Origin of the sequence: Streptomyces sp. TM32 (assembly GCF_004122755.1) — a bacterium.
Taxonomy (GTDB): Bacteria; Actinomycetota; Actinomycetes; order Streptomycetales; family Streptomycetaceae; genus Streptomyces; species Streptomyces sioyaensis.
On sequence record NZ_SDIG01000029.1, the window covers coordinates 43,553 to 56,770 of the forward strand.

A 13,218-nucleotide genomic window follows, 5' to 3' on the forward strand; every position below is an offset into this window, starting at 1 on the left:
CCCGGGCGGACGACTCCATGCCGTCCACTGAGATGCGACGCCCGATGGCTTGTTCCGGACGCCGATCTGGAAGGGATATTCCCTCGAACGCCCGGAGCCATGCCACGGCATATGACGCACGGCCGGTGAACCTTTGGTGACACCTGCCCACCGGGGCGGCCGGCGCACGAACGGGGCCACGTCAGGGGAATGCCGTGTCAGAAGGGGCCCCGCCGGGGGTTCGTGGGACCGGCGGGGCGGGGGACGTCCTACGGATATAGCGGGACGTAAGGGTCATACGGGACGAAAGTGAGAGAGGACTCGAACGGCCCAGTCCGCGCTCCCGTCAGTCAGGCACCGGAACGGCGCACCCAGGGCTTTCCCGGCCCTGACCCGTCGGACCGGCCCTAGAAGCCGTAGCGGCGGTGCCGGGCCGCGTAGTCGCGCAGCGCGCGCAGGAAGTCGACCTTCCGGAACGCCGGCCAGAAGACTTCGCAGAAGTAGTACTCCGAATGGGCGCTCTGCCACAGCATGAAGCCCGACAGCCGCTGCTCACCGCTGGTGCGGATGACCAGGTCCGGGTCGGGCTGGCCGCGGGTGTAGAGGTGCTCGGAGATCAGGTCGATGTCGACGATCTCGGCGAGCTGCTCGAAGGAGGTGCCACGCGCGGCGTGTTCCAGCAGCAGGGAGCGCACCGCGTCGGCGATCTCCTGCCGGCCGCCGTAGCCGACCGCGACGTTCACCAGCACGCCCTTGTTGTCCGCGGTGGCCTGCTCGGACTCCTTGAGCACCCGCTGGGTGGCGGTGGGCAGCAGATCGCGGTTGCCGACGTGGTGCACCCGCCAGCGGCCGTCGGCGGCCAGCCCACGGACGGTGTTCTCGATGATGCCCAGCAGCGGCTTCAGCTCGGCCTCGGGCCGGTCGAGATTGTCCGTCGACAGCAGCCAGAGCGTGACGACCTCGACATCGGTCTCCTCGCACCAGCCGAGCAGCTCACTGATCTTGTCCGCGCCCGCCTGGTGGCCCTGCTCGGTGGTCCGGCCGTCGGCCCGCGCCCAGCGCCGGTTGCCGTCCAGAATGACGCCGATGTGCTTGGGCACCTGGGTGTGATCCAGGCGACCCTCCACCCTGCGCGCATACAACCGATAGACCAGTTTGCGCAGTGCGGGCGGATAAGGGATGCGCATCCCGGAAGATCGCAGCATGTGTGGTCCAACCCCTCCGTACCAATGGCGGTCACCCCCGTCGCCTCAAGGGAGCAACTTTACTTCTCGGCTGTCTCGGCAGCCCAATCAGGTGGTCACAAGTACGTGATAGGGAGATGAGCATGACTGGCACCAACTATCACGCGGCGGAATCCCGCTACGACTCGATGAACTACCGTCGAACGGGTCGCAGCGGACTCAAACTCCCCGCTATCTCCCTTGGACTCTGGCACAACTTCGGTGACGACCGCACCCTGAGCTCCCAGCGCGCCATCCTGCGCCGCGCCTTCGACCTGGGCGTCACCCACTTCGACCTGGCCAACAACTACGGTCCGCCGCCCGGGTCCGCCGAGCTGAACTTCGGGAAGATCTTCGCGCAGGACTTCCGCCACTACCGCGACGAGATGATTCTCTCGACGAAGGCCGGATATCTGATGCATCCGGGTCCCTACGGCGAATGGGGTTCGCGGAAATATCTCCTCTCGTCGCTGGATGCGTCGCTGCGGCGGATGGGCGTCGATTACGTCGATATCTTCTACTCGCACCGCTTCGATCCCGAGACTCCGCTGGAAGAGACGATGGGTGCGCTGGCGTCCGCCGTCCAGCAGGGCAAGGCGCTCTATGCCGGTATCTCCTCGTACAACGCCGAGCAGACCCGTGAGGCGGCCGGAATCCTGCGCTCCATGGGCGTACCGCCGCTGATCCACCAGCCCTCGTACTCGATGATCAACCGTTGGACCGAGGACGACCTGCTGCTGGACACCCTCGAAGCCGAGGGCATGGGCTGCATCTCCTTTGCGCCACTGGCGCAGGGCCTGCTGACGGACACCTATCTGCACGGCATCCCCGAGGGCTCGCGCGCCTCCCAGGGCAAGTCCCTGGACCCGGGCCTGCTCTCCGACGACGTGGTCCGCCGGCTCCGCGGCCTGAACGACATCGCCGCCCGCCGCGGCCAGTCGCTGGCCCAGCTCGCCCTGGGCTGGGTGCTGCGCGACGAGCGGATGACCTCCGCGCTGATCGGTGCCAGCAGCGTCGCCCAGCTGGAGGCCAATATCGCGGCCCTGAACGCCCCCCGGATCACGGACGCCGAGCTGGCCGAGATCGACGAATTCGCCAGGACGACGGACGGCGTGAACATCTGGGCCCGGCGGTAGTGACCCCTCGGCCCGTGCACCACGGGCTCCGCACGCCGCCTGCCTGCTGCGGCCTGCCCGGGCAACAAAAAGCGGGCCGGTCCGTGGGGGGGATACGGACCGGCCCGAGGGGGGGGTTCCACCATAACCCCGCGGGCGGGGTGCTGTGTGCACCGGCGCGCGCCGCGGCGTGGCTCGCGGGTGTGCAGGCGTACGGACCCGGTCCTCCCGTGCGCGGGTGCCGGCGGCGCTCCGGCGCGGGTGCGGCGCGGTCAGGCGGCGGTCGCGGCGGCCCCCAGGAGCAGGCCGCAGAACGCACCGAAGATCATGAAAGGTCCGAGCGGCACGGCCGTGTCCCGCGCGCCGCGCCGGAAGAGCAGCAGCCCGGCGCCGTAGAGCGCCCCGCTCAGCACCCCGGCCGCACCGCCGGCGACCAGGGTGCGCCAGCCGTACCACCCAAGGGCGACGCCCAGCCCGACCGCCAGCTTGACGTCCCCCAGCCCGATCCCCCGGGGATTGACGGCATAGAGCAGGAGGTAGCAGGCACCGAGCAGCAGACCGCCCAGCAGCGCCCGCCGCCAGGCCCCGGTCTCCCCCGTGAGCCGGGCCGCGAGCCCCAGCGCCCCCGCGCCCACCACGGCCAGCGGCAGCGTCAGCACGTCCGGGAGGCGCCGCACCCGTCGGTCGACGGCGGTCAGCAGCACCGCGAGCGGTGCCATCAGCAGCCAGGCGACGAGTTCCGGCCGTGGTCCGGTGGCCGCCGCCAGGGCCGCACACGCCAGCGCGGTGACCGTCGCCGTCGGCAGTACGCCCGGCCCGTACGCCCCGCAGTCCCGGCAGTGCCCGCGCCCCAGCCAGCCCCGGGCCGGCCCCGTGATCGCGTGCCCCCCGGGACAGACCGCACGCCACTCCTCCTCGGGCTCGACGGCCATCCGGTGGGCCGGCCGCGGGAGGAGCAGCCCGGCCGCGGCCCCGTAGGCGGCGGCGAGAACGATCAACATCAGTGCCACGGGCCGACCTTAGGGCGTGTCCGACCCTGCCCCCTCGGACAGGCCCCCGGTCCTCGCGGGCCGAACCCCGGGGCGTGCGAACTGATAGAACGCTGTGCATGGCGCGCTGGAAGAACGGTCCGGGAATGCTGGTGGGCGCACAGGGGGGCGTTCCGGTGGAGATCGCGGCCTCCTACCGCGCCCGTGCCCGCGGTCTGCTGGGCCGCGACGGCATCGAGGGGGCGCTGCTGCTCACCCCGGCGAGCGGGGTGCACACCTTCCGGATGCGGTTTGCGATCGATGTCGCCTATCTGAGCCGGGACTTCACCGTGCTGGCCGTCCGCACCATGCGCCCGGGCCGGCTGGGCCGCCCCCGGCTCCGCGCGCGGCACGTCCTGGAGGCGGAGGCCGGTGCGATGGCGCGCTGGGGCCTGCGGCCCGGACTCCGGCTCGGCGTCGAGCCCGCCGGCTGAGCGCGCCGGAGCGGGCACCGCAGCCGGGCGCCGCCGTGCACCGGCGGCCCGGAGCCCAGGGCTTTCCCGGCCCTGCCCCCTCGGGCCGGCCCCCGTCATGACGCGCGCGGGAAGCTGACCTCGACCCGGCGGTTCTTCTTGCGGCCTTCCTCGGTGGTGTTGTCGGCGATGGGGTACTGCTCGCCGTAGCCGCGGATCTGGAAGCCGACGGACGGGCCGAGGTCCTTGGCCAACTCCTCCTGCACCGCCGTGGCGCGCCGCTTGGACAGCACCAGGCCGTGGCTCGCCGAGCCGAGATTGTCGGTGAAGCCGAACACCCGCAGGCTGGTGGCGTGCTGCTTCTTGATCTCCGCGGCGATGGTTTCGATCCGGGACACCGCGTCCGAGGACAGGTCGGCGCTGTCCTTGTCGAAGAGGACCTCGGCCTGGAGCGCGAAAGTCACGTTGTCGTTGGTGTCCTGGCGGCGCTCGGAGCCGTCGTCGCTCTCGACGATGGACTTGATGTTGAGGACCTTGGACGGGGCGAGCTTGGCGCCCTGGACCATCCGCAGATCGGGGTCGCTGGGGTCGATGTGCACGGGCGGAGCGGAGTCCTCGGTCACACCCGGCGGGTCGGCCTGGGCGGCGGGCGCGGTCAGCGGCGTGACCAGCAGCAGCGCGACGGCGGCTGCGGTGACGGCGCCGCGCGGCGCCCGGCGGCGTCGGGGCATCTGGGTCGCGGTCATCGGTGCCCGCTCAGTCCGTGATCTGCACACTGGCGGGCGGCATGGTCGGCAACTGGAAGTCGACCTCGGTGACCTTGGCGGGAGGCGCCGGGAACTGCGCGAAGATCGGGCGGCTGGCGCCCGGCATCAGACCGCTGAGGCCGGTGGTGCACAGGCATTCGCCGTTGGTGTCACGCAGCACCAGATACCGTTTCTTGCCCGCCTTGTCGACGAGGGTGGCCCCGGAGATCGAGGAGCGGGAGCGCAGCTCGGTCTCGTTGGAGCGCCAGTTGATGGCGTTGAAGGGGCGGTTGCCGTGATTGGCGACCGTGCCGTTGACGGTGACGAAGCCGCCGGAGTCCCGGACCACGGAGTGCAGCGTGACCACCACGCCGTCCGGCCCCTTCATCTCACCGATCACCTTGGCGGAGTCGGCGGCCGGGCTGCCGGGGCCGCCGTCCTTGGGGGCGGAGCTGCGGGCCGGCGGCTTGTTGCCGTCCTCCGCCTTCGCACCGCCGCCGTCGCCGCCACCACCGCAGCCGGCCACGACGAGAGCCAGGCCGACAGCGCCGGCCAGGACGACCGCTCCTCTGGCGGCCTTCGTGGTGCGCCGAATGCTCATGGATGCGATTCCTTTGATCGTCGTCTGGTCGTTTCGTGGCTCGGTGGTCACGTGCGGGTGCGGCCGGTCAATGGGCGAGGCGTACGGAGAAGAGGTCGGCGGCTTCCGGGAGGTCCTTGAGGTGGTCGGGGTCGAGGGCCCAGCGCTTGCCGTCGCAGAGCAGTTCGACGGGGGCGTGCCCGGGGCCGTCCTTGCCCTTGCCGCCCTTGTCGTCCGTGCCCCCTTCGTCGTCCGTGCCGCCTCCGCCTCCCGGACCGCCGCCGTCGTCCGCGGGCGTGGCGAGGGTGCAGCGGGGGCCGACGACGGACGTCGCCCTGGACTGCGCATGGGTGCTGCGGGTCATCGGAATGACCGAATTCCCCACGGCCTTGCGGGTGGTGACCGTGACGGCGAACGAGGTGGGCCAGGAGTCCGGGACACAGCCGGGGCCGGAGAGGTCGGCGCCGTTGCGTCCGGCGAACCAGTCCGCGCTCTCGCAGGCGGCCGGGGAGGGGGCGCCGCGCCCGTTCAGCAGGTCCTTCCAGGCGGCCGGGTCGGTCGCGTAACTCCCGTCGCGCAGGCCGTCGAGCAGGCTCTTGGTCAGCAGGTCACGGTATTTCTGACCGGCGGCGAGCGCGGCCGCGTCGGCGGCGGTCTGCGCACCGTTGCGGCTGGCCGCCGCCTGTCCGACGGCGAAGAAGGCGAGCGCGAGAAAGAGCAGGCCCCCGACCACGACGATGTAGACGGGAAAGGCCTGCCCGGCGTCGCGCCGGCCGCGGCGGGTGAGGGGGGCCCTCACGGCGGTGGCGCCGGCGCGGCTTAAATACCGACGACGTCGGAAATCTTGTTGGCGATGGCGTTCGCGATCTGGCTGCCGAAGTCCGTGGTCGACAGGACCAGGACGATCGCGACCACCACCGCGATGATGCCGAGGTACTCGATCGAGGTCTGTCCCCGGTCGTTCCCCAAAAACCGCTTCGCCATCGTGTTCCCCTCCATGGGCGGCCGGACCGCTCTGGTCCGGCTGGTCTGCCCCCGTGGTGCCGGCGCGTTCGGGCACGCGCGTGACACCAGAAAAGTACGCCGGATCCGCGTTCCCGGAACAGGGCTTCCGTACCCCGTCCTCGCTCGGGGATGCGGCGGGCGGATCCAACGGCACATTTTGGCCACTCGATTGCACCCCGTCCACCCCCGTTCCCCCTCCGGGACACCGCCCGTTGCCCTGCCCATGTGGGCTGCCCATGTGGACCGTACGGCCCGATCGCACCATAGTGCGCGCGCAACCGTAAGCCCACCCACTGTGACACAACTCGTTGCTGGTGCGAAGGAGTTGAAGAGAAGCGAGGCGGGAACCACACTCATCCGGCCGGGCGCGGGGCCCGGCGGCGGCCCAGCCGCCCCGGAGTGCGCCCCGGCGCAGGACGGCGCACACCAGCGGCGCGGCGAGTCGGGCGGCCGGCGCCGCCCACGCGGAGATGTGCATCCGCAAGGACGGCCCGATGGAGCGGCAGTCGCGGAAGGCGTCACGGGAGAGGAGGGCCGCGCCGAGGAGCGCCGACGGGGCCCGGGCCCGGCCCGCGGTCACTTGCCCACCAGTGAGCCGAAGTTGGTGCCCGAGCCCAGGAAGAAGCCCGCGATGAGCAGGATCATCGTGGCCGGGACCATGAAGGTGGTGACGACCATGGTGGCCTTGGGGACCGCGCGGGCGGCCCGGCGCCGGGCGTTCTGGGCGTCGGTGCGGCGCATGTCGTTGGCGATCTGGATCAGGGTGTCGACGATCGGCGAGCCCAGCTCCTCGCCCTGCTGGAGCGCGGTGACGAACTGGGCGACCTGTTCGGAGTCGTTGCGTTTGCGCAGTTCCTCGAAGGCCGCACGCCGGCTGACGCCCATGTCCATCTGGCGCAGCGTGATCCTGAGTTCATCGGCCCACGGGCCTTCGTAGCGCTCGGCGACCCGGTCCAGGGCCTGACGGAAGCTCAGGCCGGCGCTGACCACGACGGCCAGCACGTCCAGAAAGTCCGGAAGAGTGCGTTCGATGGTGTCCCGGCGCTGCCGGATCGCGGACCAGATGCCGACCTCGGTCCAGAAGAGACCGAAGAGCACCATCAGGATCCCGAGCAGCGGCTGACCGCGCAGGAACATCACCAGCGCGCCGAAGAAGCCGAGGGCCCCGTAGACGGCGCGGCGGGCCGCATAGCGGTCGACGGTCAGCCCGCCCGGATTGCCCGCCAGATCGATCCGGCGGCGGATCCGGGCGGTGCGCCGGTCGCCCATCAGCCGCAGCACCAGGGGTGCCCAGCGCATCCCGGCGCGGTCCACCGCCGACCCGACGACCGTGGTGCGGGTGGCGCCGACCTCCAGGGACAGCGCCAGGTCGGGCGGCAGCCGGGCCTCCCGGCGGTAGAGCGCGACACCGCAGCAGACACCCACGACGGAGAGGGCGAAGGCGAGGCCCAGCAGGATTCCGATTCCCATGGCGATACCTAGACGTCGATCTTGGAGAGGCGGCGGATGAAGAAGAACCCGAGGCCGTAGAGGGCGAAGGCCACCACGACCGCGAGCTGGCCGAGGAAGGAGGAGGTCATCCGGTCGATGGCACCGGGCGCGATCCGGTTCATCAGCAGCAGGGTGCCGATGCCGAGCAGCGGCACGACGTAGGCGGTGACCACGACCTGGGAGAGCTGGGTGCGGACCTCACGGCGGGTCTCCTTGCGCTCCTCCAGGGTCGTGGTGAGGTTGCGCAGCGAGCCGACGACGGTGCCGCCGGCCCGGTTGGAGAGCACCAGGGTGGTGACCAGGACGACGAGTTCGCGGGAGGGGAGGCGTTCGGCCAGCTCGCCGAGGGCCTCGTCGATGGAGTGGCCGACGGCGAGCTTGTCGGAGACCTTGGCCAGCTCCTCGCCGGCCGGCGCCTCCAGCTCCTCGGCGGCCATGCCCAGCGCCGTACGCAGCGCCAGCCCGGCCTGGGTGGCGTTGGCGAGGATCCGGGAGAGTTCGGGCAGCTGGTTGATGAACTTCTCGATGCGCTTCTGCCGCTGCCAGTTGAGGAAGGCGAAGGCCGCCCAGACGGCGACCAGGGCGGCGATCGGGCCGAAGAAGGGGGCGAGGGTGGCCTGCGCGACCACCCAGAGGACGGCCACCGCGCCGAGCATGGCGACGAAGAACTCGCCGGGGGTGACGTCCAGGCCGGTGGCGGCCAGCCGCAGTTCGAGGCGGCGGCCGAAGCGGGTGGCGCGCAGGGTGCGGTCGACGGACGGGAAGCGGCGGCGGCGTCCGCCCGTCGGCAGCGCCCGCTCGTCGGCGAGCCGGTCGACGACGGCCTGCCGCTGGGCGCGCCCGGCCGCGTACGTCCGGACGCCGGCGATCGCCAGCAGCCCGCACAGCAGCGTGGCCCCGATGGCGAGCAGGGCGAGGGGGTTCATGGAGGCCGCGGTCGGCCCCCCGGCGGCAGTGGTCGGGGCCCAGCCGGTCATGAGGTGGCCTTCCGGGTGGCGAGTTGGTCGTCGGTGGCCGCCACGCCGAAGGCGGGCGGGGTGGGTTCGCTCGCCATGAAGAGGCGCTCGGCGACCCGGCGCGGCAGCGGGAAGTAGCGGAACCGCCCGTGCACGATGCGGTCCGCGCCCATCGGTTCGGCGTCGAAGCGGCAGACCGACGCGATCCGGTAGTCCTCGTGGCCGCGGGAGTCGAGCAGGGCGATCTCGCTGATCCGGCGGGAGCCGTCGGCGTGCCGGGAGAGCTGGACGATGCAGTCGACGGCGCTGTTGATCTGGTCCCGCAGCGCCTCGAAGGGGATCTTGACGTCCGACATGGAGGCCAGGGTCTGCAGCCGCATCAGGGCGTCCTCGGCGCTGTTGGCGTGGACGGTGGCGAGCGAGCCGTCGTGGCCGGTGGACATCGCCTGGAGCATGTCGAGGGTCTCGCCGCCGCGCACCTCGCCGACGATGATGCGGTCGGGGCGCATCCGCAGGGAGTTGCGGACCAGGTCGCGGATGGTGATCCGGCCTTTGCCCTCCACGTTGGGCGGCCGGGACTCCAGGCGGATCACATGCGACTGCTGGAGCTGGAGTTCGGCGGCGTCCTCGACGGTGATGATCCGCTCGCCGTCGGGGATCAGGCCGGAGAGGGCGTTGAGGAGCGTGGTCTTCCCCGCGCCCGTGGCCCCGGAGACCACCACGTTGAACTTGGCCCGCACCAGCCCCGCCAGCAGCATCAGCATCTGCTCGTCGAGCGTGCCCATGCCGATGAGTTCGGCGAGGGTGTAGGCGCGGGGGAAGCGGCGGATGGTGAGGGTGGCGCCGTTCAGGGCGAGCGGCGGGATGATGACGTTGACGCGTTCGCCGGACGGCAGCCGGGCGTCGACCATCGGATTCGACTCGTCGACCCGGCGGTTGACGGTCGAGACGATGCGCTCGATGGTCTGCATCAGCTGCTCGTGCGAGGCGAAGCGGACGGGCAGCAGCTCGACCCGGCCGGAGCGCTCGACGTAGACCTGGTCCGGGCCGTTGACCATGATCTCGGTGATCGAGGCGTCTTCGAGGAGCGGCTCCAGCACCCCGAGGCCGAGCGCCTCGTCGACCACCCGGCGGATGAGCTGGGCGCGTTCGGCGGTGGAGAGCACCGGGCCCTCGCGGCTGATGATGTGGCCCAGTACGCGCTCCAGCCGCGAGCGGCGCTCGGCCGCGGCCAGCGAGGACATCTCGGCGAGGTCGATCTCCTCCAGCAGCTTGGCGCGGTAGAGGGCCACCATATGGCTGTCCTCGCGCGCCTCACCGGCCGGTTCGGGTGCGACGATCCGGGCTTTCAGGCTCATCGCGGGGCTGCTCCTTCGTACGTGCGCGGGGCGGCGCAGGGCCCTGTCGTCACATTCCCGTCGTTCGCCCGAAGGGCGGGCCCCGCGGCGTCTGGTGCGTGCGATCGCAAGGCGGAGGGTCGCCCCGATACTGGGCGTATCGGGGCGAGCCCGACAACGCGGCGAGCGTGCGTGCCAGACGCCGCGGGGCAGGCGGGAATGTGACGACAGGGCCCGAGGCCGAGGGCGCCGGGTTCCTGCGGGCGGGGCATGGTGGCGCTGCGGCGGGCGGTGCCGAAGTCGTCGACGCCGGGGATGATCGAGGGGATGGTGACCCGCACCGTCGCGCGGACCGCACCGCCGCCGTCGCCGCCCACGGTGATCGCCGCCTTGACCCAGTCGCTCATCGCGGCCCGGCCGGCGGCCTGCGGGTCGGCCGGGTGGTCGGCCTCGTCCATCGAGGCGGTACGGGCCGCGGCACGGGCCCCCGTACCGGCCTGCTGGACGACGAACGCCGCCAGCCCGAGCTGGACCACGGCCAGCCCGACGACCAGCAGGATCGGCAGGAAGCCGAGGAATTCGAGGGAGACCTGGCCCCGGTCGCGGCCGGGACCACGGAGCCGGGCGAGACCCCGGAGCCGGGCCGGGCCACGGAGCCGGGCGGGCAGACGTACGGCGCTCACCCGGGGACCTCCTGCGCGGCGCCGGCCGAGCCCTCGGCCGGCCACGGGAAGGTGCCCGCGCCGGGGAAGAGCACCGGGACCGTGAGGTGGACCGTCGCCTTCCACACGCCTGCCTCGGCGCCGCAGGAGATGCTGGCACCGCCCCGCCAGGAGCTGGGCAGTTCGTGCTCGGCGGCGGCACGGCAGGCGCCGTCGCCACCGCCCTCGGTGGCGGTGCCGGCCCGCGCGCCCCGGTCGGCGGAGTGGGCGGCGAGCGTGTACGCGTAGCCGACCAGCACCAGCTGCCACAGCAGCGCGAGGACCAGCAGGATCAGCGGGAGCATGCCGAGGAATTCCACGGAGACCTGCCCCCGGTCGTCGCCGCCCAGCGGGCGCCGCACCGCTCAGCCCTCCTCGTACGGACCGGCCGGGTCGAACGGCCCCGTACCGCCCGTCGCCGCGGGACCGCGGCGGCCGGCGAACCGGCCGCCGGACCCCGAGCCGGTCCCCGAAGCCGGCCCTGATGCCGGACCCGGAACGGTCCCGGGACCGGAAGCCGCCCCCGGCGCTATGGCCTTGCGCTTGCGCCCGGTCAGCGTCGGACGCGCCCGGTGGCTGCCGCGGCCCTGCCGGGCGGCCGGCGACTCGACCAACGCGAGTTCGGCGGCCAGGGCGCACAGCGCCTGCTTGACCGTCGACCGGTTGTCGAGGTCCTGCATCCGGCCCGCGTCCACACAGGGCTGGAGCTCCTTGAAGGCGGCCGGTACATGGGTCCGGGCGACCTGGGTGCCGGTGGCCTTGGCGACCAGCGGCGGCTGGATCTCGGTGTTGCGGGTGAGGCGGTTGACCACGGTCGTGGTGTCCTCCGCCTTGCGGATCTGTAGCCGGTCCCACAGCCGCACCAGGCGCTTGGCGGCCCGTACGGCCACCACGTCCGGGGTGGTCACCAGCAGCGCCGTCTCGGCGAGTTCGACGGCCGCGGCATTCGCGGACTGCATCTGGGAGCCGCAGTCGACCAGCACGACCTCGTAGCGGGAGCGCAGCGCGCCGAGGATCTGCCGGGCCGCCCGGTCGTCGACCTCCTCGCCGCGCTCGCCCTCCTCGGGCGCCAGCAGCAGTCCCAGACCGGTGTGGTGGTCGTGCACCGCGTCCTGGAGGACCCGTACGGAGATGTCCTGGATGCCGGCCAGGTCGACGACCGAGCGGCGGAACTGCACGTCCAGGTAGGAGGCCACATCGCCGGACTGCAGATCCAGGTCCACCAGCGCGACGCTGCGGCCCGCGGACCGGGCGGCCAGGGCGAGTTGCACGGCGGTGACGGTGGTGCCGACCCCGCCCTTGGCCCCCGTCACGGTCACCAGCGTGCCGGCCGGCCCGGGCGCCGCCTCCGCGCCGCCCCCCAGGTGCACCCGTACGCCGGCCGCCCACTGGGCGGCAGCCTGCACCCGGGCGGCCAGCTCCTCGTAGCCGAGCGGCAGTCCGACGACACCACGGGCCCCGGCGTCCATCGCCGCGGAGAACAGCGCCGGCCCGGCGTCCGCGGTGATCAGCACCACGCCGACGGCGGGAAAGCGCAGCGCCACCTCCCGGATCAGCTCCAGCGCCGGCGCCGGGCCGATCCGCTCGTGGACGACCACGACCTCGGGGAGCGCCTCGACGGCCGACGGCCCGCCGGCGGACGGTGTCCCCTCCCCCTGGGCGGCGGCCCGGGCCAGCGCGTCGAGGAGCGCGGCGGAGTCGGCGACCGCGGGCGCGGGCTCGGCGTCCGGCAGCTGGTGGAGCAGCGAGGAGACCGCTCGTGCGGCGTCCGGGTCGCCGATGGCCGAAAGGATGCGGATGGTCACCAGGGGCTCCGGGTCACTTGTCGCCGTCGAGGGTGTACGTGCGCTGGCCGGGCGGGATGGCGGTCTCGCTGCCGGGGGCGAGCAGCGCGAGCCGCACATGGGTGGCGAAGGACTCGGCGTAGGCGACCCGTTGGGCGTCCCGGGTGTCGAGCGCGAAGGTGATCGGGACCGCCTCGCCGGCCTGCCGGCCCGCGGTGGTGTCGCCCGGGTCCTTGCTCTCCAGGGGCGTCAGCTTGCCGACGTCGATGACCTGGGCGCCGGCCACGATGACCTTGGAGACCGGCTTGTCCTCGGGGCGCTTGCCCTCGAAGGTGGCGTAGATGTTCACCCGCGCCCCCGGATTGATCTTGCCGGCCACTCCGGTCGCGGCGTCGATCATGATGGCGATCTCCTGCTGCCCGGCCTGCAGCGCGGGCCGCTCGACGATCATGTCGTCCTGCAGCAGCGACCCCTTCTTCAGCGGGGTCACGGCAATCTTGCCGCTGACCTCGTCCAGGTCGGTCACGGCGGTGGGCGGCAGCCATCGCTGCGGCATCGTCACCTTTTCGAACTGCCCAGGATCCAGCGCTTTATAGGCGGCGACATCCGTCTTCAGCCGGTACGCCGTCTTCTCGGGACCGACCTTGGACTCGACGTTCTTGATCACCGACAGCACGCCGATGAACGCGCCGATCGCACAGAGAACCGACAGGAGCAGCAGGATCGCTCCGCGGCGCTGGCGTGAGTTCATGGGGGAGGAACCTCGATCGGGGACGGGGAGCAGGGGCGGGCAACCGGCGAAGTGTATAGCCCAGTTGGTGGACGGCCGCGGCCTGGGCGCGGTCGGCGGTGATGACGAC

15 protein-coding genes are annotated in these 13,218 nt (G+C 72.2%); 2 read left to right on the top strand and 13 right to left on the bottom strand.

What is annotated here, in order from left to right:
* Positions 1–386: 386 nt before the first annotated feature.
* Positions 387–1,166 (bottom strand): isoprenyl transferase, encoded by a 780-nt coding sequence (locus EST92_RS10100; protein WP_129244364.1) that lies wholly within the window; start codon positions 1,164–1,166, stop codon positions 387–389.
* Positions 1,167–1,306: 140 nt separating this feature from the next.
* Here EST92_RS10100 and mgrA point away from each other — a divergent pair, with 140 nt between their 5' ends.
* Positions 1,307–2,338 (top strand): L-glyceraldehyde 3-phosphate reductase, encoded by a 1,032-nt coding sequence (gene mgrA, locus EST92_RS10105; protein ID WP_129280602.1) that lies wholly within the window; start codon positions 1,307–1,309, stop codon positions 2,336–2,338.
* A 251-nt stretch (positions 2,339–2,589) separates the two neighbouring features.
* Here mgrA and EST92_RS10110 read toward each other — a convergent pair whose 3' ends face one another.
* On the bottom strand, positions 2,590–3,327 hold the full coding sequence (locus EST92_RS10110) for an A24 family peptidase (protein WP_129280603.1): 738 nt from the start codon (positions 3,325–3,327) through the stop codon (positions 2,590–2,592).
* Between the two features lie 98 nt (positions 3,328–3,425).
* On the opposite strand from EST92_RS10110, the gene EST92_RS10115 reads away from it, so the two are divergent.
* Complete coding sequence (locus tag EST92_RS10115) at positions 3,426–3,779, top strand: DUF192 domain-containing protein (RefSeq protein ID WP_129280604.1); 354 nt, start codon at positions 3,426–3,428, stop codon at positions 3,777–3,779.
* Positions 3,780–3,874: 95 nt separating this feature from the next.
* Here the strand turns inward: EST92_RS10115 and EST92_RS10120 are convergent, their stop codons facing one another.
* The 11 genes from EST92_RS10120 to cpaB form a co-directional block, all read right to left on the bottom strand.
* Positions 3,875–4,504, bottom strand: a complete 630-nt coding sequence (locus tag EST92_RS10120) for an OmpA family protein (protein WP_129280605.1) — start codon at positions 4,502–4,504, stop codon at positions 3,875–3,877.
* A gap of 10 nt (positions 4,505–4,514) precedes the next feature.
* Entirely contained in the window at positions 4,515–5,105 is a 591-nt protein-coding gene (locus tag EST92_RS10125; RefSeq protein ID WP_129280606.1) for a hypothetical protein, read from the bottom strand.
* 67 nt (positions 5,106–5,172) lie between these two features.
* Entirely contained in the window at positions 5,173–5,883 is a 711-nt protein-coding gene (locus EST92_RS10130; RefSeq protein ID WP_129280607.1) for a pilus assembly protein TadG-related protein, read from the bottom strand.
* A 20-nt stretch (positions 5,884–5,903) separates the two neighbouring features.
* A complete protein-coding gene (locus tag EST92_RS31585) occupies positions 5,904–6,068 on the bottom strand; it encodes a hypothetical protein (protein ID WP_006603411.1) in 165 nt (54 codons plus the stop codon).
* Between the two features lie 597 nt (positions 6,069–6,665).
* Entirely contained in the window at positions 6,666–7,559 is an 894-nt protein-coding gene (locus EST92_RS10135; protein ID WP_129244208.1) for a DUF5936 domain-containing protein, read from the bottom strand.
* A gap of 8 nt (positions 7,560–7,567) precedes the next feature.
* Positions 7,568–8,506, bottom strand: coding sequence for a type II secretion system F family protein (locus tag EST92_RS10140; protein WP_129280613.1), 939 nt, complete (start codon positions 8,504–8,506; stop codon positions 7,568–7,570).
* 47 nt (positions 8,507–8,553) lie between these two features.
* On the bottom strand, positions 8,554–9,894 hold the full coding sequence (locus EST92_RS10145) for a CpaF family protein (protein WP_129244204.1): 1,341 nt from the start codon (positions 9,892–9,894) through the stop codon (positions 8,554–8,556).
* The gene (locus EST92_RS10150) at positions 9,891–10,556 is read right to left on the bottom strand and encodes a TadE/TadG family type IV pilus assembly protein (RefSeq protein ID WP_343283786.1); all 666 of its coding nucleotides are present in this window, start codon (positions 10,554–10,556) and stop codon (positions 9,891–9,893) included. Before EST92_RS10150 ends, EST92_RS10145 begins: the two co-directional genes overlap by 4 nt.
* Positions 10,553–10,936 (bottom strand): TadE/TadG family type IV pilus assembly protein, encoded by a 384-nt coding sequence (locus EST92_RS32085; protein ID WP_254068733.1) that lies wholly within the window; start codon positions 10,934–10,936, stop codon positions 10,553–10,555. Before EST92_RS32085 ends, EST92_RS10150 begins: the two co-directional genes overlap by 4 nt.
* A 3-nt stretch (positions 10,937–10,939) precedes the next feature.
* Entirely contained in the window at positions 10,940–12,379 is a 1,440-nt protein-coding gene (locus EST92_RS10155; protein WP_254068735.1) for an AAA family ATPase, read from the bottom strand.
* 13 nt (positions 12,380–12,392) lie between these two features.
* The gene (gene cpaB / locus EST92_RS10160; protein WP_129280608.1) at positions 12,393–13,109 is read right to left on the bottom strand and encodes a Flp pilus assembly protein CpaB; all 717 of its coding nucleotides are present in this window, start codon (positions 13,107–13,109) and stop codon (positions 12,393–12,395) included.
* Positions 13,110–13,218: the final 109 nt, after the last annotated feature.